We start from the raw sequence: 22,041 nt of genomic DNA on the forward strand, positions 1-22,041 counted from the left end.
GGGTTACCTTCCGGACTCGGCCTGGGCGAGTTCGGGCTCGCTCTCCGGCGCTCTGGTTTCGACCCGCCGCACGATCGTGCTGGTGGTCATGACGATGCCGAGCACCAGCACCGTGATGCCGCAGAACAGGTAGATCAGCCGCAGGGTGAGGGTGGAGACGAAGGCGGCGAGCACGATGTACACGCCCATCCGGCAGATCCCGACGGTGGTGATCAGCAGCGCCATCACCCGGCCCTGGATGTCGACCGGCACCTGCTCCTGGACCCGGGTGCGGAAGATGTAGAACGCCTGGAAGTTGATGCCGGCCAGCGCGTAGAACACCATCGGCTCGGCCAGGCCGTCGGCCTGCCAGAGCAGGATCAGGGTCAGCCCCATGCCGATCAGCCCGTAGCAGGCCAGCCGGTCCCGGTTGAAGCGGGCGGTCAGCAGCGGCAGCGCCAGCCCGCCGAGGATCGCCCCGACCGCGAACATCGCGTCGATGAAGCCGAGGCCGCTGGCCCCGACGTCGAGCACGGTCTCGGCGTACGGCGCCACCAGGGTGTTCATCATGTAGAGCACCGCGAACAGCACCAGCAGCATGGTGTACGAGGGCAGCGTGGCCGGGTGGGTGCGCAGGTAGGTGAACCCGGCGGCGGCGTCCTTGACCTGCGCCCGCCAGCCCTCGCCGGTCGACTTGCTGATGACCCGTCGGCTCTTCACTCCGGCGACGAACAGCGCCGAGGCGCTGAACGAGACCAGGTTGATCGCCAGCACCCAGGTGACCGAGGAGGCGGCGATCAGGAAGCCGCCCACGGCGGTGCCGATCACGTTGCCGATCTGCACCGCGACACCCGTGGTGGCGTTCGCCGCCAGCAGCTTCTGCACCGGCACGATCTCGCGCACCATGGTGGTCCCGGTGGGCACCGCGGTGGACTCGGTGAGACCGAGCACGAAGACCATCACGAACACGTGCCAGGTCTCCAGGTGCCCGGTGGCCTGGAGGGTCACGGTGACCGCCAGCGTGGCGACCGAGACCAGGTCCGCGCAGACGAACACCCAGCGGCGTTCGAACCGGTCGATCGCCACCCCGATCAGCGGTCCGAAGAACACGCCGGGGATCGCCGCGGTGAGCAGCACCAGGGCCACCGCCCGGGGGCTGTCGGTCATCTGGAGCACCAGCAGGCAGTTGGCGATGAACTGCATGCCGTTGCCGACGTTGGTGACCAGCATGGCGGCGGCGATCCGCCGGTAGCCGGGCGGGCGCAGCGGATCGAGCCGCTCGCGGACCAGACTGCGCAGGGACTCAGCCACGGGGTTCGACCTCCACGGTCAGTGCCGCGTCCACCCGGGCCTGCAGGGCGTCGAGTTCGGCGGGGGTGGGGGCGTCGATGACGTACATCGCCGAGCGGTCCGAGGAGGCCCGGATCGCGGTGAGCTCGTCGCCCCGGGAGCGGCCGGCCACGATCATGTGGACGGTGGCCGGGTCGTGGGCGCCCAACGGTTTGACGGCGGGCCACATCCAGCGCTCGCCGAGCCAGCTGACCTCGGTGCCGAGGCCGGGCGCGGTCACGTCCCGCAGCACGCCGGGGGTGTGCTCGGGGTAGACCTGCCGGACGAACCGGCGCGGCTGCGGGTACTCGGTGGGCTCGCCGAGGGCGACGGTGAGCACCGCCTCCTCCAGCGGGGCGCCGGTGGCCAGGTGGTAGAGGGTCAGGATGTTGTCGCCGCCGGCCCGGGCCGCGATCTCCATCAGCCGGACGGTGCCGTCGGGCGCCACCCGGTACTCGGCGTGCGCGATGCCGTCCTGGAAGTCGAGTCGGTGCAGCACGGCGGCGTTGACGGCCAGCACGGCCGCCCGGTCCGCCTCGGTGAGCTCCGGGTCGGGGACGGTGTGGCCGAGCTCGACGAACCAGCGGGTCGCACCGTCGGCGCCCTCGTTGGTGCGCTTGCCGGTGACGGCGGCGAAGACCGGCTCGCCGTACTGCACCAGGGACTCGACCGAGACCTCGTGCCCGTGCGCGAGCTCCTCGACCAGCAGCGCCTCCGCCGGGTCCCGTTCGGCCAGCGCGGCGCTCAGTGCGGCCGCGTCGTCCACCCGCTCGACTCCCCAACTGGCCTGCCCGTCCAGCGGCTTGAGCACGGCGGGGAAGTGCGTCCAGCCCTCGGCCCGGTCGGTGTGCCCGGCGGGTGGCAGCAGCACCGAGCGCGGGCTCCAGTCGGCCAGGTAGCGGCGCTGGAGCAGCTTGTTGCGGCAGACCCGGCCGGCCCGCAGGCCGGGTGCCGGGAGGCCGAGCAGGTCGGCCACCAGCGCGGTCGCCTCGACGTAGTCCTCGCCGAACGGGACCACCGCGGCGATCCGGCGGCCCTCGGCCCACCGCAGCACCTGCTGGACGATCTCCTCGTGCCGGTCGCCGGGCAGCCAGGCGAGCTCGGCGATGCCCGCCAGCGGGTGGTCGGGCCGCTCCCGGCGGGCCTGGTCGAACCGGCGGGCCCGCGGGGTGTCGGCGTCGACGCCCAGCACGGTCAGGCCGCGGCGCAGCGCCGCCGGGACCAGCTCCGGGTAGCGGCCGCCCAGCATCGCGCCGAGCAGCACCACCGCGTCGGGCTCGGTCTGTGAAGTCGTCATGCGTTAGCCGTCCGTCTCATCGTGTGGGTGATCGACCCAGCCAGCTGCTCAAGGGTTTCGGCGGCGGCGACCAGCAGGTCGTCGGCGCCGGGTGCGGCCAGCACCTGGACGCCCAGCGGGGAGCCCTGCTCGCTCAGGGCCAGCGGGATCGCCAGCACCGGCAGCCGGGCGTAGTTGGCGATCAGGGTCAGCTCGCCGCCACCGCCCGGGGCGGGCGGGGCCGGTACGCCGACCAGATCCGGCAGGCCGGCCTCCAGCGGCAGGACCAGCACGTCGAGCTGCTCGCCCAGCAGCGCCGTGAGCAGCGCCTGTGCGCGGTCCTGACCCTCCCTCAGCTCCGCGTGCCGGGCGTCGTCGGTGCCGGCGCCGCGCCGGATCGCGGCCAGGGTGTCGGGACCGACCGTCACACCGGGCTCGTCCAGCACCGGGGCGTAGCTGTCGTGGGCCTCCCGGGCCAGCAGTTCGCCGGCCGGCGCCCGTAGTGCCCAGACCTGGTCGAGCCGGGCCGCGACCGGCCGGTGGCCGTGCTCGGCGAGCACCGTGCCGACCGCCGCCAGCAGCGCCCCGACCTGTGGGTGCAGCGGCTCCCCGGGCGGCGCGGCGACGGCGTACCGAAGCTGCCGGGGCGGCGGCGTGACCGTCCCGCCGAGGCACTCCGCCAGCCCGTGGCGCCGCCAGAGCCAGCCGAGGTCGGCGGCCGTCCTGGTGACCAGGCCGACCGACTCCATGCTCGGCGAGACGGCGTGCACCCCGGCCAGCAGCGCCGGGCGCGGGGTCAGCCGCAGCGCCGTGACCCCGCAGTAGACCGCGGGCCAGCGCAGCGAACCGCCGGAGTCGCTGCCCACCGAGAGGTCGCAGAACCCGGCCGCCACCGCCACCGCGGAACCGCAGGAGGAGCCCGCTGTCGACACGTGCGGGTACCGCGGGTTGCGGCTCGGCTTGGCGGTGCCGAGGGCGCACTCCGTGGTGGTCACCTTGCCGACGCAGTGCAGGCCCCTGCGCTCCAGCCGGGCGGCCACCTCGGCCGACTCGACGGGGTAGTCCCGGTACCCGCTGCGGATCCCCAGCCGGGTCGGCCGGCCGGCCACGTGGATGGTGTCCTTGTAGCTGACCGAGATCCGGTCGGGGACCGGCGCCAGATCGGCCGGGCGCCAGTCGGTGAAGGCCCGCACGTGGGGGTCCGCCCGGCGGATGTGGTCCAGCAGTTCGGCGCGGTGGGCGGCGGGGTCGAGCCCGCCGGTGTCGAGCTGCTGCTGCCGCTCGGCCAGCGGCAGCAGCAGCGCGGGCGGGATCGCCGGCGGCCGGTCCTGGGCGAGCATCAGGCGTCCGCCCAGAGCAGGTCCGGAGTCTTGCCGGTGCGCGGGTTGGCCGACAGGGCGTCGACCCGGGTGACCCGGAACTCCTCCTCGTCGCCCCGCAGGGCGAAACCGAGGTCGATCTGCGAGGCCAGCAGGTGCGTGCGGACGGTCTGCTCGGCCACCGCGCCGTCGGCGACCACCCGGACCTCCATCCGTTCGGCCATCCCGGCCGCGCCGGTCAGCACCACCTGGGCCGCCAGTACCCCCGGCAACTCCTTGGCGATCTGCACCAGTTGCTGCGGACTGACCAGCGTCCCGGCGAACTTGACCAGCGAGCTCTCCCGGCCCGCGATCCGCAGCGCGGCGCCGGCCCGGCCGCACGGGCACGCCACCCGCTCGGCCCGGTCGCCGATCCGGTAGCGGATCACCGGGGCCACCGCGCCCGGGTGCAGGGTGCTCACCAGCACCGCTCCGTCCACCAACTCCACGTGCTGATAGGGCAGTTGATGGAAGGTGTCGGTCGGGCAGTCCGGCCCGTTGTGCCCGATCACCCAGGTCTCGGTGGAGCCGTAATTGCCCCAGAGGCCGAAGCCGGGTGCCACCTTGTCGCGCAGTTCCGGCAGCTGCGGGTCGCAGGGCTCGCCGAACCAGATCCCGGCCCGCAGCGTCGAGGCGAACCGGTGGCCGGTCAGCTCGCAGAACCGCAGGATCCGCAGCAGTTGCGAGGGGGTGCCGGCCACCGCGGTGGTGCCGTGCCGGGTCAGGAAGTCCAGCCACTGGCCGAGTTCCTCGTCGGCCACGTAGCCGAGCCCGATCACGTCCGCACCGGCGAGCTCGGCCAACCGGTTGTAGCAGTAGTGCGCCGACCAGAGCCGGCCCGGACTGGCCAGGTTGGCCAGCACGTCGGTGGGGCCGAGCGGCTGCCAGTGGCCGGTCAGCTCGCCCAGGTGCATCTCGGTCGGGATCCAGGCCAGCTTCGGCTCGGCGGTGCTGCCGCCGCTGGTGAACAGGTAGGCCGAACCGGCCCTGGGGCGCACCGCGGCCGCCTGCTCGGCGGCGGCGGTGACGTCCCCCCTGGTCATCTCGGGGAGCGTGCCGAAGTCGAAGTCGCCGGACAGGTCGACCTCGCGGTACTTGTGCTGGAAGTGCGGGAACCTGGTGGCCTCGCGGGCCAGCGTACGCAGGACCGCGGCGGTGTCAGTCATCGGACCTTCCGGTGGGTGGGAACAGCAGGAGCGCGCGCGGCTGCTCGGCGGCGGGCAACGCACGGACGGCGGCGGCCAGTTCGGCCCGCAGCCGGGGGTCTTCGGTCTCGGCGTGCACGGTGAACCACTCGCCGCGCAGCGGGTCGGGCTCGGCCCGGCAGCTGATCGCCACCCCGGGGACGGCCTCGGCCAGCCGGGCGGCCACCCGGTCGAGCCCGACCCGGACCCCGTTGACCTTGACCAGCCGGTTGCTCCGGCCGTGCCAGCGGAAGGTCCGCTCGTCCAGCACCGTCACCAGGTCGCCGGTGGCGGCGACGGACGGCGGCGGGAGGTCCGGGCGGTGGGCCAGCCGGGGGCTCTCGACGCACAGTTCGCCCGCGCCCTGGCCGCTCGCGAAACGGGTGTCCTCGGCCAGCGTCCAGTCACCCGTACCACCGGTCCGGCTGGCGATCAGGCCGGTCTCGGTGGAGCCGAACAGCTCGATCAGAGCGGCCCGTTCGCCCAGCTCGGCGAGCAGCCGCAGCCCGGCGGGCGGCAGCACCGCGCTGCTGTGCACCAGCACGATCCGTTCGGCGGCGGCCAGTTCGGGCAGGCAGCGGCTCAGCACCGCGAACGCGGCGGGCACCACGGCGATCAGCGGCCGACGCCAGCGGGCCACCGTCCGGGCCAGCGGTGCGGTCAGCCCGGCCTGCAGGCACGGCACTTCGAGCCGTCGCGGCAGTGCGAGGCTCATCAAGTGCCCGTACAGGTGGCGGGGCGGGGCGAACGAGAGCACGCCGTCCACGCCGTCGGCCGCGCAGAGCCGGATCAGCAGCTCGGCCTCCGCCTCGACCTGGGCGGCGCCGCGCAGCCAGCGCTGCGGTTCGCCGGTCGAGCCCGAGGTGGCGAACTCCAGCTCCGCAGGGTCCTGGCGGACCGTCACGACAGCATCCCGAGGACGGCCTCGTCCCGCCGCTTGCGCTCCACCAGGGCCGCGATCGAGGCCACGCTGAAGAAGGTCGAGCGGAGGTCGTCCACGACCAGGTCGACCGAGACGCCGAAGTCCCGCTCCACCAGGCCCACCGCGTCCAGCACCCCGAGGCTGTCGTAGCGGTCGGCCACCAGGTCCGCGAGCGAGACCTCGTCGTCGGCCGGCGTCAACGGGTGGTCGAGCTGGCCGGCCAGGGCGGCCCGGAGCAGGTCGCGCAGGGTGGCGGCGTCGGTGGTGGGGGTGGTGTTCACTGGTTCTCCTCGGAGGGCTCGGCCCAGGCGGTGCCCGGCGTGAAGTGGTCGGCGGGATCGACCGGATCGAACGAGACGAAGATCCGCTCCACCGGGATGCGGGTGGCCAGCACGGCCCGTACCGCGAGCGCGTACCGGCGGCGGAAGGCCCGGTCGCGGTCGCGCGAGACCAGGCAGCTGACGATGGCGAACGGGTCGGCCCCGGGGCCGCCGAGCGGGAACGGGCCGCTGTACACCCGGTGGCCCGGCAGTTCGGCGAACCGGGTCAGCACATGGTTGGGACCCACCCCCTCCTGGCGCCACCAGAAGCTCAGCTGCTTGGCGACCTCCCGCTCGAACGCCGGATCGGTCAACGGGGTCTCGATCTTGGTGGTCGGCACGGCGGTACTCCCCTAGAGATTGAGTCGCAGCAGGCGCGCGGGGGCGGCGGCGCTGGCGGCCAGTGCGGCGAGCTGCTCACCGAGACAGCCCGCCAGCAGACCGGCCGGCAGCCGGCTCAGCGGGCTCCAGGCGAAGCCCGAGCCGACCCGCACCTTGGCCAGGAACCGGCGCAGCCCGTCCAGGTCGACGGGCAGGCCCAGCACGGACTGGGTGAGCACCACCTGGTAGGTCGTCAGCAGGTCGGGCAGGCCGCGCGAGGTCGGGCCGAAGCCGCCGAGCGGTCCGGCCTGGGCGGCGAGCGTCGCACCGAGTGCGGCCGCCTCCTCGGCGCTGCCCAGCAGGGCGAGCACCCGGGCCGCCTGGGCGGTGGCGGCCAGGGTCGGCTCGGCGCCCGGCACCGGGCGGAACCGGTCACCGGCGCGGCAGTCGGCCAGGAAGCGGAGTGCTCCGGCCGGGTCGATCCGGTCCGCCGGCACCAGCCCGGCGGCGGCCAGCGCCTCGACGGCGCTGACCGTGGAGACCAGGTCGGACCCCCGGCCGAGCCAGTAGCCGAAGCCGCCGTCGGCGTTCTGCAGCCCGCGCACCCAGCGACCGATCCGCCTGGTGTCCACCCGCTCGCCGACCGCGCCCAGGGCTTCGATCGCCCAGAGCGTGCAGCGCACCTCCGCACCCCGGCCCGGCATGTACATCACGCCGTCCTCGTACGGGAGATGGGCCTGCTGGAGCCAGCGCACCAGTGGTCCGGTGACGGCCGGGCCCGGGGCCGGGCGCAGCGCGGTGAGCACCGTGGCCGCCGCGGTGGCCAGACTGTCGCCGGCCCGGCCGGGGTCGGTGTAGGTGAAGCCGGAGTCGGGCAGCTGGCAGGACCTGACCAGCTCGGCGATCCGGGCCCGGTCGGCCGGCTCGGGCCGGTCGCCCAGGGTCTGGTAGGCGCCGACCACGCTGAAGCAGGCCCAGACGTCCGAACTCCCGTAGCCGGCCCAGCGCTCGTAGCCGCCGTCGGGCAGCCTCCGGGCGGCCAGCCAGCCGCGCAGCCGGTCGGGCTCGCGCGGCGCGGCGTCCAGCGCGTCCAGCGCCCGCACCGCCCGGAACGCCGCCCAGGCGCAGGGGTGCGAACCCGGCGCGAACCGGAAGCCGCCCTCCGGGCCCTGCTGGTCCCGGAGCCACTCGACCAGGGCCTCGGCCCGCCACGGCACCGGTGCGTCCCCGGCGGCCGCGCGCCAGGCGAGCGCGCCGTAGTAGCCGGCCCGGACGTCGGCGCCGCGACCGCCCGGGCTCCAGCTCAGCCCACCGCACGGCTGCTGGGCCGCCGCCAGCCAGCCGCCGAGCTCCTCGACCGCCGGCACCGGAAGCCGCAGCACCTCGCGGTACAGCCGGGTGGCGTAGTAGGCGGCCCAGATGTCGGCGCCCTGACCCGGCGTCATGGCGAAGCCGCCGTCCCGGGTGCGGGTCTGCGCCAGCCAGTCGGCCAACAGCCCGGCGTGCGGCACCTGGTGGCCGAGGTCGCCCAGCGACTGGGTGCAGTAGTACGTCGCCCAGACGTCCGAGGGCAGCCCGCGCTGCCAGGCGAAGCCACCGTCCGCGTTCTGCCGGGAGAGCAGGAAGTCGACCACCTGGCCCGCCCGGGCCGGCTTCTCGCCGAGCCAGTGCAGCGTGCGCACGGCGGCGTAGCTGCACCAGAGGTCGGCCTCGCCCTGTCGGACCCCGCCGTCGGCGAGCAGGGTGAACGGGTTCATCGGGCGACCACCACGTTGGTGCGCTTCCAGTTCTTCTGACTGCCACCGGCCTTGGTGACGGCGGGCAGCTGACTGACCACCAGCACGTCGTCCCACCGGATTCCGGTGCCCTCGAAGCGCTCCCGGGCGTCGGCGGCGAGCACGTCGTCGCTCTCCTCGACGTCCACGTCACGCTCCAGCACCAGCCGGGTGGCCGCCGCCTGGACCTGGATCAGGTAGCCGGTGACCCGGTGGTCCTGGTAGACGATCGAGCCGATCAGGCGCTCGTCGACCACCGTGCCGCCGATCTCCACCCGGTCCGACTGCCGGCCGTGGATGTGCACGGTCGGCAGGGCCAGGCCGCACGGGCAGGGCTCGGCGGCGACGTCGGCGATGTCGCCGGTGGCCAGCCGCAGCAGCGGGCGGGCGAAGTTGTTCAGCGGGGTGTCCACCAACTCACCGGTGGCGCCCGGCGCGGCGGGCACCAGCTTGTCGCCGTCGCGCAGTTCGAGGATGTGGCCGTGCGGCAGCAGGTGCAGGCGGTCCCGCTCGCAGGTCGCGGCGATGGTGCCGGTCTCGGTGCTGCCGTAGGAGGCGTCGAAGACGTCGGCCTGCCAGTCGGCGGCCAGCTTGGCGCGCTGGGCGGGCAGCGAGACCTCGCCGAGCAGCATCACCGTCCGCACCCGGGACCGGACGTCGTCGAGTGCACCCCGGCTCTTCAGCACCCGGGTCCACTGGGTCAGCACCCCGGGCGCGGCGAACAGCACCTCGGGGCGGTAGCCCCCGAACAGCCGCTCCAGCCGGTCGAAGTCGCACATCCCGGTGGTGAACGGGTAGCAGCGCAGCGCGGCGTGCCCGAGGTACTCGCAGACCCCGGCCACGAAGTCGGCCACCGGCACCACGTCCGAGGGCAGCAGCACCGCGACCCGGCGCGGGTCGGCGCCCAGCGCCCGGCGCCAGAGCGGGGCCACCCCGATGACGTTGTGGATCACGTCCTCGGCGAGCCGGGGCGTCGGCGTGGGGATGCCCGAGGAGCCGGAGCTCTCGTAGTACTTGACGACCCGTTCGAGACCGGCCCGGGCGAAGTCGGCCGGCCCGGCCTTCAGCCGGTCCTTCGCGGTCGGCTCCACCGCGCCCAGGTCCCGGTCCGCGACGCCGGGCGCGTCCCGGTAGAAGGGTGCCTCGGCCGCCCGGTCCCAGAGCAGGGCCAGCTTCTCCTGCTGGATCTCCCGGACCAGTTCGGGCGCGAAGCCCGCCGCTTCCAGCTGCTGGAGGCGGCGGTGCGCCTCGGCGAAGGCCGCGAGCGCGGCCGGGTCGTTGAACAGCATCATCGGCTGCGCTCCAGAAGGGAGAGGGCGGGCTCGTCGCGCCGGCTGCGCCAGTACTCCAGGCCCGATTCCGGCAGGCTGTGCATCGGGTCGTGGTACTCGTAGACCCGCTCCAGCGCCTGCGGGTCGTCGGTGTCCAGCAGGGTCAGGAAGTGCTTGGTCCAGTACGAGATCCCCAACTCCCGGTCGTAGCGCGAGACCTGGTGCACCCAGCGCTTGCCGGCGTACGGCACGTCGCAGACCAGCCGGGGCGTGGCGAAGCCGGGCAGGTAGCCCATGATGGCGTCCTGGAGCCGCTGCGCCTCGGCCAGCGGCAGCCGCCAGTGCTCGCTGTTGGGGATGATGTCGCAGAGGTAGAAGTAGTACGGCGTGATGCCGCCGCCGTCCAGCAGGGCGAAGCACAGGTCCAGCAGCGCCTTGGGGCTGTCGTTGACCCCGCGCAGCAGGACGCCCTGGTTGCGGACGTCGCGCACACCGGCCTCCAGCATCGCCCGGGCCGCCTCCTCCACCAGCGGGGTGACCTGCTGGGCCGCGTTGGCGTGGGTGTGCACCGCGATGCTGACGCCCCGGCTGAAGGCGAGCGCGGCGACCCGGGCCATGCCGGCCCTGACCTCGTCGGCCAGCCAGTGCTGCGGGAGGCCGACCAGGGCCTTGGTGGCGATCCGGATGTCACGGATGTTCTCGATGTCGAGCAGCCGCAGCAGGAACGCCTCCAGGCGCGGCCAGGGCAGGTTGGCGGTGTCCCCGCCGGAGACCACCACGTCGCGTACGGCCGGGGTGGCCCGCAGGTACTCGACGATCCGGTCCAGCCGGTCCACCGGCTTGAGCGCGAAACGGTACTTCGGGGTCGCCGGGGTGGCCGGGCCGACCAGGTCCATCCGGGTGCAGTGCCCGCAGTACTGCGGGCAGGTGGCGACCACCTCGGCCAGCACCTTGGTCGGGTAACGGTGGGTCAGCCCCTCGGCCACCCACATGTCGGCCTCGTGCAGCGAATCCCGGCTGGCCACCGGGTGGCTGGGCCACTCGGGGTCACGGTCCGAGGCGGCCGGCAGCATGTAGCGGCGCACCGGGTCGGCGTACAGCGAGTCGGCCGTCGGCGGCCGGTCCGGGGACATCGTGTTGAGGACGTGCGGGGGCAGCAGAAGCGACATGGTCGCCAACTCCGCCTGGTCCCGGGCGACATCCTCGTAGAAGGTCTCCCCCGGGCCGGGGCCCAGCGCCTCGCGCAGCTGGCGCAGGTTCTTCACACAGTGCGCGCGCTGCCACTGCGGGTCCCGCCACTCCTCGGCGGTGACCTCGCTCCACAGCGGGAAGCGCCGCCAGTCCGGCTCGATCAGCTCTGTGCGCCGGTACTCGTAGAGCACGGTTCCGGTCCCGGCGTGGGTCGTCGTCGTCACGCCCATCAGCCTCGACGGCTCGAACATCGGTGCTACATCGCTCCACCATCACCGGACCATCGGTCGTGCCCGGCCGAACCGAACCGGTCACAGGCCGGGGACGAACTGGACGACCAGGTCGATGAGTTTGATACCGAGGAAGGGCAGGACCAGCCCGCCGAGACCGTAGCGCCGCAGGTTGCGGCCCAGCAGCTCGGAGGCCGAGGCGGGCCGGTAGCGCACCCCGCGCAGCGCGAGCGGGATCAGCGCGACGATGATCAGCGCGTTGAAGATGATCGCCGAGGTGATCGCGGACTGCGGGCTGTGCAGGCCCATCACGTTGAGCCGGTCCAGGCCCGGGTAGGCGGCCGCGAACATCGCCGGGATGATCGCGAAATACTTGGCGACGTCGTTGGCGATCGAGAAGGTGGTCAACGCTCCTCGGGTGATGAGGAGTTGCTTGCCGATCGTGACGATCTCGATCAGCTTGGTGGGGTTGGAGTCGAGGTCCACCATGTTGCCGGCCTCCTTCGCGGCGGAGGTGCCGGTGTTCATCGCCACGCCGACGTCGGCCTGCGCCAGGGCGGGGGCGTCGTTGGTGCCGTCGCCGGTCATCGCGACCAGCTTCCCGCCCTCCTGCTCCGCCTTGATCAGCGCCAGCTTGTCCTCGGGGGTGGCCTCGGCGAGGAAGTCGTCCACCCCGGCCTCGTCGGCGATCGCCCGGGCGGTCAGCGGGTTGTCCCCGGTGACCATGACGGTGCGGATGCCCATCCGGCGCAGCTCCTCGAACCGCTGCCGGATGCCGTCCTTGACGATGTCCTTGAGCTGGACGACCCCCAACACCCGTGCGCCGTAACGGTCGTGGACGGCGACCAGCAGCGGTGTGCCGCCGCCGGAGGCGATCACCCGGACGGCGTCGAACGCCTGCTGCGGCACCTGGCCGCCCCGCTCGTGCACCCAGGTCGCCACCGCGGCCGCCGCGCCCTTGCGCACCAGGATGACGGTGCCGTCCGGCTGGTTCAGGTCGACGCCGCTCATCCGGGTCTGCGCACTGAACGGGACGAACTCCATCCGCCCGAGCTCACCCGGCGCCCGCTCGCGCAGCCCGTACCGCTCCTTGGCCAGCACCACCACCGAGCGGCCCTCCGGCGTCTCGTCGGCGAGGCTGGACAGCTGGGCCGCCTCCGCGAGTTGAGCGCCCGCCACGCCGGCCAGTGCCACGAAGCGCACCGCCTGGCGGTTGCCGAAGGTGATGGTGCCGGTCTTGTCCAGCAGCAGGACGTCCACGTCCCCGGCCGCCTCCACCGCCCGGCCCGACATCGCCAGCACGTTGCGCTGCACCAGCCGGTCCATGCCCGCGATGCCGATCGCCGACAGCAGCGCGCCGATCGTGGTCGGGATCAGGGCCACCAGCAGGGCCACCAGCACGGTCGTGCTCTGCTCGGCCCCGGCGAACACGGCCATCGGCTGCAGGGTGACGACACAGAGCACGAAGACGACGGTGAGCGAGGCGAGCAGCAGGTTGAGGGCGATCTCGTTCGGGGTCTTCTTCCGCTCGGCGCCCTCGACCAGGGCGATCATCCGGTCGATGAAGGTCAGCCCCGGCCTGGAGGTGATCCGCACGACGATCCGGTCGGACAGCACCTTGGTACCACCCGTGACGGCGCAGCGGTCCCCGCCCGCCTCACGGATCACCGGGGCCGACTCGCCGGTGATGGCCGACTCGTCGACCGCGGCGACGCCGTCCACCACGTCGCCGTCGCCGGGAACCGTCTCCCCCGCCTCGACCACCACGAAGTCGTGCAGCAGCAGCTGCTCGGCCGGCACCCGCTCCTCCCGGAACTCCTCCAGCCCGACCCGCCACCGCTCGATCCGGCGAGCCACCGTCCCGGTCCTGGCCTGGCGCAGCGACTCCGCCTGCGCCTTGCCCCGCCCCTCGGCGACCGCCTCCGCCAGGTTGGCGAACACCACGGTCAGCCAGAGCCAGAGACTGATCAGCCAGGCGAAGACACTGGGCGACAGCACCGCCGACAGCGTGGTCAGGGCCGAGCCGACCTCGACCACGAACATCACCGGGTTCTTCACCATCACCCGGGGATGCAGTTTGCGCAGTGCCTCCGGGAAGGCGGACACCAGCTGCTTCGGATCGAACAACCCGCTCGGGGCCCGGTGGTGACGGGCCGTCGACAGGGACTGCGACGGTACGGTGACGGGGTCCTTCTCAGGAGCCAGGGGAGGCATGCGGCGAACCTTCTGCAGGCGGACCGGCAACGGGAGACCGGCATGGGACGACCTCACCAGCCAACCGCCCCACCGAACGCCGACGCTCCCTCACTGACACCTTCTTGACGGATCACCAGGAGGGATTGACGCAACCCTGGCGCCGGAACCGGCCGGTTTGCGGCGGGATCCGCGGCCGTGGTTGGTCTTCTTCCTGCGGCGGGCCCTCTCCTTACGTGCGCGCTTGGACATGCCGGTCTCTCCTGGTGCGACGGACGGTCTCAGGTGCGGGTGACGAGCTGGTCGGCGAGCTTGCCCAGGCGGCGCAGCGACCGCTCCTCGTGCACCACCTGGGCGCTCGGGGCGATGTCGCCGCCGTCGTAGTACTCGCCGTTGGTGAGGCGGAAGTCGGGCAGGCAGAGCGCGACCACGGCCGCCGCGCCTTCGGCGGCGGGTGCGCCGACCCGGCCGTACAGCGGGAGCAGCGCGGTGTCGCACAGCCCGGGGTTGACGCTCACCGAGGTGATGCCGGAGCCCTCGGGGGCCATGTCGCGGGCCGCCATGGTGAGCGCCAGCTGCGACTGCGCGTACGCCGCGACCCGGGAGTACTTCTTCGCCCGGTGCGGGTCGTTCCAGTTCATCGACGCGGTGCGGTGCAGCGAGGAGGACACGTTGACGATCCGCGCGCTGCCGCCGGCCGCCGAGAGCGGCGCCCGCAGCAGTTTCGCGAGCAGGTGGGCGGCCAGGAAGTTGACCTGGAGCGAGACCTCGTTGCCGTCGTCGGTGAGGGTGCAGCGCTCGGGGGCCAGCACAGCCGCGTTGTTGACCAGCAGGTCCAGGGTCGGGAAGGCCGTCGCGACGGTCGCCGCCAGCACGGCCACCTCGCCGAGGCGGGTGAAGTCCGCGGCGAACATGTGGAGTTGGTCGCGGGAGGCACCTGCGGCGACCAGCCGGTCGACGGCGTGCTCACCCTCGTTCACGGTACGGGCGTGCACGATCACGGTGGCGCCGAGGGCGGCGAGCCGGCCGGCGGTCTCCCAGCCGATGCCGGAGGAGGCGCCGGTGACCAGGGCGGTACGGGAGGACAGAACTGCTGACATGACCCATCCAAGGGTGGCGGGCACCCCGGGGTGCCGGGGCGCGGCATGCGCGTACCGGGTGCCGGAGATGCGAGGGAGTGAGGCGGAATCCTGCCGGGCTGGTGCGTGTCGCTCCCGCCCGGGCGGAGGAAGAACGGTGCGGGCGGGCCGTGGCGGCCCCGCCCGCGATACGTCCGGGAACTGGTTCGGGGAGGAATCGCTACCGGACGGCGGTGACCGCGACAACAGCCGGCGCCCGCAGCTGCGGCGGGCGGTCGTGATGGCGTGTCGAGCGGTTCATGACGCTCATTCAAATACACCCGGATCACCGGGGCAACGGCTCCCCGGCGGCTCTGACGATTCCTTGATGCCGTGCCGTCCCGGGGCGCACGAAGCCCACTTCGCCGCCCTGCGGCTCAGCACCACCCAGCCCCGCCTCCGTCAACCTCGCCTCCACGGGCGGCCAGCCCGTCGCCCACCGCCTGGACTTCGGCGTCGGCCTCCGGCACCGAACTCGCCACCCGGCAGCATCAGCGGACCTCCCCGACAAATGAGCGGCGCTTGCGGCCGCCGACCAGCCGCCGGGTCCCCGGTACTGGGCCGCGCCGCACCAGACCCGGGCTGCCAGCCCTCGCCACGACATCTGGAGCCCACTCGGCCAGCCGACCACCTGCCGCTGCACCCGCCTCGGGCAGCGTCTACTGCTGGATCGCCTGAGGGCGCAGCGGTAGTTGGCGGATGTGATCCAGACGTCTGCGGTGCTCTTCGACCCAACCGTCCGGCAGGTCCACGGGTACGGCCATGGCCGTCGTGGAGCCCTGGACGTCTTCGACGGTGATCAGGGGGATCGCGAACTGGGTGTTGAACTCGATGTTGATCTCGGGGTTGCGCATGTCGGTCATCCAGCAGACGGACAGGCCGCGGGCGAGGTCGTCCAGGGCGGTGGCCCAGTCGTCAAGGTCCTTGGGCGCAAGGCTGAGGCCCAGCCGACCGTTGCAGAACGTGCTCGTGATGACCACCTCGGCCTCGACGTCGCCTCCGTCATGGTGACCGAGCACTCTGATCACGACGCTGTTCTGACGGTCGGCCAGGTGGATCAGGTCCACCGCTGTCTCGGCATCGCTCATGCCTTCAGGATCCTGCGCGTCGTGCCGACGAGTCGGGAGGTGAGCGTCCACCGGGGTGCCGGCAGGCCCGCACAGGTCGCCCACCCGCACAGCAGTTCGGTGCGGAGATCGGTCCGCAGGCCGGGCTGCCGGGCGGCGGACCGATCTCCGCACTGGTTTCGCTGCCGCGCTTGGGCCTCGCGTTCGATCGGCAGGCCTCGTGATCTGTACGAAAGGGGCTACCTATGTCCACCGGTCGGCGGACGAGGCCGGGATCCGCCTGTGGTCAGGTTCCCCGGCCAGCGGCAGCCGGTCCCCTTCCTGGACAGGTCGGGACCTGGACCGCCCCGTTCGGCTCAGCGGTACTCGCGCAGGCGCGGGCGGACGCCGAGCACGGTCAGGGCCAGGGCGGCGGCGAGCGCCAGGCCGGCGACGGCCGTGATGCCCTGGCCGAGCTCCTCGTCGGCGTCCTCGACCGCTTGGTCCATCGCTCGCTGATTGATCGCCATGACATCGGCGAGGGCGGTGCCGAGCAGCTCGAAGTCGGCGTTGGACTGGCCGGGTGCGGTGCCGGTGTTGAAGGTGACGGCGTCCTTCAGCCGTCCCTGGTCCCGCAGTTGGCGCATCGTCCGGTCGTCCCGCTGGTACGCCTCGAAGGCCGTCAGGACCCGTTCCGCCGCATCCTGCTCGCCCGCGAAGGTGACGTTGCGCAGCTCCGTACCGAGGAACCCGTCGAACGGGACGACGGAACGGTCGGCGCGGTGGGCACCGCCCGCTGCCGCCAGGCGGGTGTCGTACGTACTCAGCGAGGTGCCGTCGAGCCGGGCGAACGCCTGGGTCTTGTCGAAGAAGCTCTGTTCGTAGGCCCCGGCCCGGGCCGGATCGGTCAGGTACCGGCTCTCGTCGGCGTTCATGGCGTAGGCGACCGCGCGGGCCCGGCTCAGCGCGATCACCGAGTCGTACGCGTTGCTCTTCGCGACCACCAGATGCTGCTCGGCCCGGGCCACCAGGCTCAGACCGGTCGCCAGCGCGAGGACGGTCAGCAGGGTGACCGCCGCCAGGGGCGGGTTGACGAGGCGTCGGAAGCGCACGGCGAGGATCCGCTGCAAGGCGGCGAGCGCACACAGCGCCGACAGGCCGGTGGCCGGCAGCCACCACCGGCCGGCGGCCAGGCCGTCGCGCTGCTCGGCGTGGATCCGTTCGACCGTGGCCGCGTTCGCGGCGGTCACCTGGTCCGCGGCGGGCAGCAGCTTCTGCCGGAGCAGGTCGGTCGCCTGACGGTAGGCGTCGAGCGCCTCGGGCGCGGGCTTGCCCGCCGGGGACCCGGCTTGGTCCGCCAGCAGCTGGGACCGCGCCACCAGGGCCTCGTACCGGCCGAGCTCACCCAGCACGGTCTGCACCGCCAGTTGTCCCGCCGGGTCCCCGACGGCGGCTTCGGCGGCACGTTGGAGATCCGCGCCGGCCTGGGCGCGCCGCTGCTCGTAGGTGTCGAGGGTCTGCCTGCGCAGGGCGGTGTACCCGGGGTCGGCACCGATCAGCAGGATGTTGGCGGTCTGGGCGTCCATGTCGCTGAGCGCGAAGGAGAGGTCGGTGGCACGGATCGACTGTGGGGCGGCCCGGTGCCCGATGGTGTCGATGCCGTTCCGGCCGCCGACGAGCACCACGGCGGCCGTGGCCGCGAAGGCCAACAGACCTGCCAGGCACACTGCGGTCAGCACCCGGACCAGCCGGGGCGTGCTCAACCGGGTACCAGCCGGCACGAAGCTCCACCGCGACGCCCGCACCCGGCGACCCGGTACGACAGCGCCCGGGCCGGGTGGCCCGGGATCCACCGTTTCGGTCCGCTTCGGTACGGCCGATCTGACCGGAACCCCCACTGACATGACTGCGCGTCCTCTCCCCCGCCGACGGATCGCCGACCGTCCCCCGGTGGGATCCATGGCGCGGAAGCACCACGAACCGAGTTCGGCCGCCCGCTGACGCTAGGACCGGCGTGATCGACCGCAGCGCGTCCCTGACGCGTTCTTGACGCCTTGCGGCGAGTTCCTGACGCATCGTTGGCGCCACGCGCGGCCGGAGACGACCGAAGGCGCGGAACGGGCCTTGCTGTACTCGATGCCGCCACCCCTGGCGGCCTCGCCCCCGTACAGCCGATACAGCCCGTTACCGCGCCCCCTCATCACCTGGCCGCCGACGGTGTCTCGGTGAAGTTCTCCACCGGCGTGGAACGGATCCACCCCAAGCGAGGCGGCCCCGGTTCCCTGAGGACGACACTGGATTCCGAAAGAAGGGCCTCCGGTTTCCCTGACGCTCTCTTGGCAGCGCTCCGGCCGATCTTGACGGCCCGTTGGCACTCGCCCGTCCGGCAGCTCACGACCTCGCGGCCTGCGGGACAACCAAGCGTCCGTGCGTCACCAGCACTCAGGCCACGGCGCGGAAGACGTACGCCGTCATCGGGGCGGTGACCGGCCCCGGACCCAGACGGGCCGTCATCTCCTCGATGACGGTGGCCCGGACGGCCGGTCCGTCGCCGCGCTCCTCGACCGCCGCGCGGACCGGCGTCCCGGTGAGGTACCCGGTGGCGAGGTCGGCGGTCGACGCGGCCGTGCCCTGCAGCGTCAGCTCCTGCGCGTCCTCGACGGCGAACCCGGCGGCCGCCAGGTCGGCGGCCACCACGGCAGGGTCGGCGTACCCGTGCGGGACCGTGGGGAAGAACCTCGGCGGGTCGACCGGAAACGCCCGCTCGAGCCCCGCCTGCAGCGCGACCTCGAAGGCGTGCGTCCCGAGCGGGCCCCAGGTGTTGAACAGGAACCTGCCACCCGGGGCCAGCACCCGGCGGACCTCGGAGAACGCCTCGACGTGGTCGGGAAAGAACATCACGCCGAACTGGCAGACCACCAGGTCGAATCCTGCGTCCGGGAAGGGCAGCCGCTGGGCATCGGCCTGCCGCCACACCGCGCCCGGGGCCCGGGCCGACCCGAGAGCGACCATGGCCTCGTTCAGGTCGGTGGCCGTCACCTCGGCCGAAGGTGTCGCTGCGAGCAATCCCACCGTCAACACACCCGTCCCCGCCGCCAGTTCGAGGACCCGCCGAGGGTGGAGCGCCGCCGCCCGGCCAGCCAGATCCTCGGCGAAGGGCCGGAAGACCACCGGCACGAGGTACTGCTCGTAGGCCGCCGACATGGACTCGGACCACCGCCGGTCAGCATTGATTCCCGTCACCCTCACGACGGTAACGCCGCGTCAGGACACTTCTCCCCCGCCGCGCCGCCACCCACCCCGGGACCGGACCGGCGTGTGGGCGACTGCCACGGGGCCGTGGTCCTTCGGGCTTCGCAGGCATGGTGAGGCGCTTTCCTGGCCGAACTCCCGATAGAAGTGCGTCAGCCACTGCTCCCCTTCCTGCCACGGAGGTTGGAACATGTCCGCCGAGATCCGGCACCCCTACGATGCGGAGTTGCGGGCCAACGGGAAGGCGTCCGGTTGTTCGGCGATTTCCAGCAGGAACGGGGTGGAGGCGACCGCTGCGGGGAAGACGGCGGCCATGTGCCCGTGCAGGACGCTGGTGTTCTCCAACCGGGATACGGCGTTGGCAACCAGGACTTGACTGCGGGCAGTGGCCAGCGCCTGCAGCGGCGCAACCGGATCCGGTAGCTGCCCGTCATGCGGAACGTGCACGGTGGCCCACGACGGGACCCGAAGGGCCGGCGTAGGGATCGCGGCCCAGTCCACCGCCGCTATCCGTTCGGTCAGCATTCCCGGATCTTCGCACACCAGCGGGCCAGCCGGCCGACGGTGGGCGCGTGAGTGCCAAGCCTTCTCCTACTGCAGTCCGACTCGGCCCGCCGACCTACATGACCCGCATTCGGGAAGCGATCACTCGTCGCTCGGGGAGCGATCTTCGGCTGCCCTCCCCGGACCCTGGTCAGCCCTACTCGTGAACACCCGTGGCCGTTGCGCCCCAGGAGCTGGCACCCAGCCATACGGACAATCAGCTCACCCTCCCCTCGCCAGCTGCAAGACTCGTGCCATGGCTGAGCAGCTGACGAGGTGGTCCGTGACCGACGGAACCGTGATCAAACACATGCACTACGGGCTCAGGGTCCAGATCCCGTCCGGGGAGATCGGCGTGGTCGACACCCTCGAAATCGGCGACAACTACGTCAACCCAGCAGACTGGCCGGCGATCGGCTCAGTGATCACAGTCGTCGGGGCCGGCTATGCAGGCCCTCAACTTCGGCTGAGCACCCGCCCGAGCCACCTTGACGAGGCCAGGGCCCGCATGGCGAGCAACGGTCAGTGACAACTAGCCCGAAAAATCGGAGCAGGTGACAACTACATCGGCCAACTGGTGACAGGTGTCTCGACCAGTCACACGAGTGGCGCCTGCCGACACCCCGGCGGCGCGGAGTGGCTGGAGAGGTTATCCCCCCAGCTCGTATCGGTCAGCCCTGGACGCTGTCCCGCCGCACTGCGTCCCACCCGGAGTCCGGTACCGAGCCCCAGATGCTGTCCCGGCGTCGTCTGGACCAGGTCCTCCAGCTCCCACCCGCGCTGAACGGTACGCACCAGGCGGCGGGCGGACTGGGACTCGTCCGGCTGCTGAGCCGCCCCGGCGACGGGGCTACCCGGCGGCGGGCGGGACGACCGCGTTGGCGAGCTTGAGGACGTAGCGGATGTCGGCACCCCGGGTCGTGGTCGGGTTGAACGAGTAGACCATCCGGCGCTGGAGGTCACGGGTGGCGAAGGCGCCGCTGGTCCAGCCGGGGCGGGAGCCGGTCTTGCCCCAGAGGGTCACCCCGTTGATCTCGGTGCGGACCAGGCCCTTGCTCATGCAGGCCTGCTGCTGGCCCGGGAAGCACTGGGAGTTGTCCACGTTGGGGACCTCGGGCACGGTGAACAGCTGCTCCTCCTGGGCCGGGGGCAGCAGCCGGCCCTGGAACAGCGCGGTGAGGAAGTGGTCCAGGTCGGGGGCGCTGGAGATCAGGCCGCCCTCCGCCCACGGCCAGGGGCTCTGCTCGGTGACGTCGACCTGGCGGTCGGCGCCGTCCGGACCGGGCGCGGTCAGGTAGGCGTGCGCCGCCGGGCGGGCGAGCCGGGGGTCGCGGCGGTCCGGGACGGCGGTGTCGTGCAGGTGCAGCGGCTCGATGATCCGGCGCTGGACCTCGTGGGCGTAGGAGCGGCCGGTGATCTTCTCGATCAGCAGGCCGGCGACGAAGGTGTTGAGACCGTTGTACTGCTGGCCGGTGCCGGGCGCGAAGACCATCGGCTGGCCGGCCAGGGTGGCGACCACCTGCTCGGGGGTCCAGCTGTCGAAGCGGTGATCGACGAACCAGGTGGCGGTGCCGTCGCCCCAGGCGTCGCCGGAGCCGTGCGGCAGGCCCGAGGTGTGGTCGAGGAGTTGACCGACCTTCACCGGCGGCAGGTCGGCCGGGAGCAGGCCCGGCAGGTATCGCTGGACGGTGCCGTCGAGGTCCAGCCGGTGCTCGGCCGCGAGTTGGAGCACCACGGTGGCGGTGAAGACCTTGGAGATCGACCCGATCCGGAACCGGCCCTGCGGGTCGGGTGCCTCACCGGTGGTTCGGTCGCCGACGCCCGCCGAGGTCTCGAACCGGCCGGCGCTGCCGGTGACGCGCACCAGGACGCCGTTCACGTCCGCGGTCGGGAATCCGGCGACCGCCTGGCGGATCGCGGCCCGGTCGAGCGGCGGCAGCGGGACCGCTGCGGTCGCTTCAGCGTCCCGGGGCGCGGCCACCGCCGCCCCTCCGGCCCCCACGACCACGGCGGCCAGCATCGCTCCAGCCATCACGAGACGGGGCCAACGACGGTGGTGCACAAGGGTGTTCACGCTTCGGTACTCCAGAGTTGGTAGTCAGTTGCTTCCTGCTCGACCCAGTCTGGCCGACCGGACCCCCGCTGCCATCCGGGTCCGACCCTGACCGCACCCGAGCCCTGACCCCTGAGTCGCCGTCAGGGTGGGGACCACGCATCGGGGTTCCGGCGCTGAGATCGGCGGTCATCTCGGTGCCGGTTGGTCAGCGGCTCCGGCGAGGCTGTGCTGCGCGGACAGACGAGGCCCCGAAGGCCCGACAGCGAACGCCACGCCCGTGCCGAGGCGTCGCGAGCGAGCTCGGACGGCGCAGTGGCGCCACCATGTTCGTCAACGGCCTCGCGCACCTGAAGGCTGGGAACAACCAGCCACGCGGCGGCTACCTGAACACCGCGTCCCACCCGGAGTCCGCGACCGTGCCCCACCTGCTGTCCCGCCGTCGTGTGCCTGCCACCTGGCTGCGTCAGTGACAACTGGTAGCAGTGGTAGGTCAGTTCTGGCTCCGCTCAGGGGCGTCAGGGGCACGGGCTGAATGCGGGAAATGACTCCACCTTGGTGCGGTTTCGCCTGGCGCTCGGGGTGGGACGGTCCCGAAGGTCTACCACGGCCGCAACTGCGACAGCGTCGTGGTCCGGGCGCCGATGCGGCTTCCGCCGGTGCCGCCGCTCAAGGAAGGT

The 22,041-nt window shown here is 72.6% G+C and carries 19 protein-coding genes; 2 read left to right on the forward strand and 17 right to left on the reverse strand.

Going from position 1 to position 22,041, the window contains the following annotated elements; translation table 11 throughout:
* Positions 1–3 precede the first annotated feature (3 nt).
* From OHV05_RS00320 to OHV05_RS00395, 16 genes are all read right to left on the reverse strand, one after another.
* Positions 4–1,290: an MFS transporter gene (locus tag OHV05_RS00320; protein WP_405015703.1), complete on the reverse strand. Its 1,287-nt coding sequence runs from the start codon at positions 1,288–1,290 to the stop codon at positions 4–6.
* Positions 1,283–2,605: an acetyl-CoA carboxylase biotin carboxylase subunit family protein gene (locus OHV05_RS00325; protein ID WP_405015704.1), complete on the reverse strand. Its 1,323-nt coding sequence runs from the start codon at positions 2,603–2,605 to the stop codon at positions 1,283–1,285. The genes OHV05_RS00320 and OHV05_RS00325 overlap by 8 nt, the downstream gene beginning before the upstream one ends.
* Positions 2,602–3,924, reverse strand: coding sequence for an amidase (locus OHV05_RS00330; protein ID WP_405015705.1), 1,323 nt, complete (start codon positions 3,922–3,924; stop codon positions 2,602–2,604). Before OHV05_RS00330 ends, OHV05_RS00325 begins: the two co-directional genes overlap by 4 nt.
* The gene (locus OHV05_RS00335) at positions 3,924–5,108 is read right to left on the reverse strand and encodes a phenylacetate--CoA ligase family protein (protein ID WP_405015706.1); all 1,185 of its coding nucleotides are present in this window, start codon (positions 5,106–5,108) and stop codon (positions 3,924–3,926) included. The genes OHV05_RS00330 and OHV05_RS00335 overlap by 1 nt, the downstream gene beginning before the upstream one ends.
* The gene (locus OHV05_RS00340; RefSeq protein WP_405015707.1) at positions 5,101–6,030 is read right to left on the reverse strand and encodes an AMP-binding protein; all 930 of its coding nucleotides are present in this window, start codon (positions 6,028–6,030) and stop codon (positions 5,101–5,103) included. Before OHV05_RS00340 ends, OHV05_RS00335 begins: the two co-directional genes overlap by 8 nt.
* Positions 6,027–6,329 (reverse strand): hypothetical protein, encoded by a 303-nt coding sequence (locus tag OHV05_RS00345; protein ID WP_405015708.1) that lies wholly within the window; start codon positions 6,327–6,329, stop codon positions 6,027–6,029. The genes OHV05_RS00340 and OHV05_RS00345 overlap by 4 nt, the downstream gene beginning before the upstream one ends.
* Positions 6,326–6,709, reverse strand: coding sequence for a hypothetical protein (locus OHV05_RS00350; protein WP_405015709.1), 384 nt, complete (start codon positions 6,707–6,709; stop codon positions 6,326–6,328). The genes OHV05_RS00345 and OHV05_RS00350 overlap by 4 nt, the downstream gene beginning before the upstream one ends.
* A 12-nt stretch (positions 6,710–6,721) precedes the next feature.
* Positions 6,722–8,446, reverse strand: a complete 1,725-nt coding sequence (locus tag OHV05_RS00355) for a prenyltransferase/squalene oxidase repeat-containing protein (RefSeq protein ID WP_405015710.1) — start codon at positions 8,444–8,446, stop codon at positions 6,722–6,724.
* Positions 8,443–9,756 (reverse strand): phenylacetate--CoA ligase family protein, encoded by a 1,314-nt coding sequence (locus OHV05_RS00360; RefSeq protein ID WP_405015711.1) that lies wholly within the window; start codon positions 9,754–9,756, stop codon positions 8,443–8,445. The genes OHV05_RS00355 and OHV05_RS00360 overlap by 4 nt, the downstream gene beginning before the upstream one ends.
* Complete coding sequence (locus OHV05_RS00365) at positions 9,753–11,150, reverse strand: KamA family radical SAM protein (RefSeq protein ID WP_405015712.1); 1,398 nt, start codon at positions 11,148–11,150, stop codon at positions 9,753–9,755. Before OHV05_RS00365 ends, OHV05_RS00360 begins: the two co-directional genes overlap by 4 nt.
* 87 nt (positions 11,151–11,237) lie before the next feature.
* Entirely contained in the window at positions 11,238–13,370 is a 2,133-nt protein-coding gene (gene kdpB / locus OHV05_RS00370) for a potassium-transporting ATPase subunit KdpB (RefSeq protein WP_405015713.1), read from the reverse strand.
* A gap of 260 nt (positions 13,371–13,630) precedes the next feature.
* Positions 13,631–14,449 carry an SDR family NAD(P)-dependent oxidoreductase gene (locus OHV05_RS00375; protein WP_405015714.1) on the reverse strand — a complete coding sequence of 273 codons (819 nt, stop codon included), beginning with the start codon at positions 14,447–14,449 and terminating at the stop codon, positions 13,631–13,633.
* A gap of 677 nt (positions 14,450–15,126) precedes the next feature.
* Positions 15,127–15,555 carry a DUF5959 family protein gene (locus tag OHV05_RS00380; protein ID WP_405015715.1) on the reverse strand — a complete coding sequence of 143 codons (429 nt, stop codon included), beginning with the start codon at positions 15,553–15,555 and terminating at the stop codon, positions 15,127–15,129.
* Positions 15,556–15,890: 335 nt separating this feature from the next.
* A complete protein-coding gene (locus tag OHV05_RS00385; RefSeq protein WP_405015716.1) occupies positions 15,891–17,294 on the reverse strand; it encodes a hypothetical protein in 1,404 nt (467 codons plus the stop codon).
* 661 nt (positions 17,295–17,955) lie between these two features.
* On the reverse strand, positions 17,956–18,717 hold the full coding sequence (locus tag OHV05_RS00390) for a class I SAM-dependent methyltransferase (RefSeq protein ID WP_405021363.1): 762 nt from the start codon (positions 18,715–18,717) through the stop codon (positions 17,956–17,958).
* Positions 18,718–18,978: 261 nt separating this feature from the next.
* The gene (locus OHV05_RS00395) at positions 18,979–19,290 is read right to left on the reverse strand and encodes a hypothetical protein (RefSeq protein ID WP_405015717.1); all 312 of its coding nucleotides are present in this window, start codon (positions 19,288–19,290) and stop codon (positions 18,979–18,981) included.
* Between the two features lie 274 nt (positions 19,291–19,564).
* Here OHV05_RS00395 and OHV05_RS00400 point away from each other — a divergent pair, with 274 nt between their 5' ends.
* Positions 19,565–19,837, forward strand: coding sequence for a hypothetical protein (locus tag OHV05_RS00400; protein ID WP_405015718.1), 273 nt, complete (start codon positions 19,565–19,567; stop codon positions 19,835–19,837).
* Between the two features lie 321 nt (positions 19,838–20,158).
* On the opposite strand, the gene OHV05_RS00405 is transcribed toward OHV05_RS00400, so the two are convergent.
* Positions 20,159–21,340 carry a serine hydrolase domain-containing protein gene (locus tag OHV05_RS00405; protein ID WP_405015719.1) on the reverse strand — a complete coding sequence of 394 codons (1,182 nt, stop codon included), beginning with the start codon at positions 21,338–21,340 and terminating at the stop codon, positions 20,159–20,161.
* Positions 21,341–21,687: 347 nt separating this feature from the next.
* Here OHV05_RS00405 and OHV05_RS00410 point away from each other — a divergent pair, with 347 nt between their 5' ends.
* The gene (locus tag OHV05_RS00410; RefSeq protein WP_405015720.1) at positions 21,688–21,834 is read left to right on the forward strand and encodes a hypothetical protein; all 147 of its coding nucleotides are present in this window, start codon (positions 21,688–21,690) and stop codon (positions 21,832–21,834) included.
* The last annotated feature ends 207 nt before the right edge of the window (positions 21,835–22,041 follow it).

The organism is Kitasatospora sp. NBC_00070 (assembly GCF_045041205.1).
Classification (GTDB): Bacteria; Actinomycetota; Actinomycetes; order Streptomycetales; family Streptomycetaceae; genus Kitasatospora.

What these genes read in the sequence shown, in the direction of transcription:
- kdpB (WP_405015713.1), bottom strand. Translation starts at nt 13,370, where the DNA reads ATGCCTCCCCTGGCTCCTGAGAAGGACCCCGTCACCGTACCGTCGCAG.
- OHV05_RS00410 (WP_405015720.1), top strand. Translation starts at nt 21,688, where the DNA reads ATGTTCGTCAACGGCCTCGCGCACCTGAAGGCTGGGAACAACCAGCCA.
- OHV05_RS00380 (WP_405015715.1), bottom strand. Translation starts at nt 15,555, where the DNA reads ATGAGCGATGCCGAGACAGCGGTGGACCTGATCCACCTGGCCGACCGT.
- OHV05_RS00390 (WP_405021363.1), bottom strand. Translation starts at nt 18,717, where the DNA reads ATGTCGGCGGCCTACGAGCAGTACCTCGTGCCGGTGGTCTTCCGGCCC.
- OHV05_RS00375 (WP_405015714.1), bottom strand. Translation starts at nt 14,449, where the DNA reads ATGTCAGCAGTTCTGTCCTCCCGTACCGCCCTGGTCACCGGCGCCTCC.
- OHV05_RS00360 (WP_405015711.1), bottom strand. Translation starts at nt 9,756, where the DNA reads ATGATGCTGTTCAACGACCCGGCCGCGCTCGCGGCCTTCGCCGAGGCG.
- OHV05_RS00325 (WP_405015704.1), bottom strand. Translation starts at nt 2,605, where the DNA reads ATGACGACTTCACAGACCGAGCCCGACGCGGTGGTGCTGCTCGGCGCG.
- OHV05_RS00395 (WP_405015717.1), bottom strand. Translation starts at nt 19,290, where the DNA reads ATGCTGACCGAACGGATAGCGGCGGTGGACTGGGCCGCGATCCCTACG.
- OHV05_RS00400 (WP_405015718.1), top strand. Translation starts at nt 19,565, where the DNA reads ATGGCTGAGCAGCTGACGAGGTGGTCCGTGACCGACGGAACCGTGATC.
- OHV05_RS00335 (WP_405015706.1), bottom strand. Translation starts at nt 5,108, where the DNA reads ATGACTGACACCGCCGCGGTCCTGCGTACGCTGGCCCGCGAGGCCACC.
- OHV05_RS00355 (WP_405015710.1), bottom strand. Translation starts at nt 8,446, where the DNA reads ATGAACCCGTTCACCCTGCTCGCCGACGGCGGGGTCCGACAGGGCGAG.
- OHV05_RS00405 (WP_405015719.1), bottom strand. Translation starts at nt 21,340, where the DNA reads ATGGCTGGAGCGATGCTGGCCGCCGTGGTCGTGGGGGCCGGAGGGGCG.
- OHV05_RS00330 (WP_405015705.1), bottom strand. Translation starts at nt 3,924, where the DNA reads ATGCTCGCCCAGGACCGGCCGCCGGCGATCCCGCCCGCGCTGCTGCTG.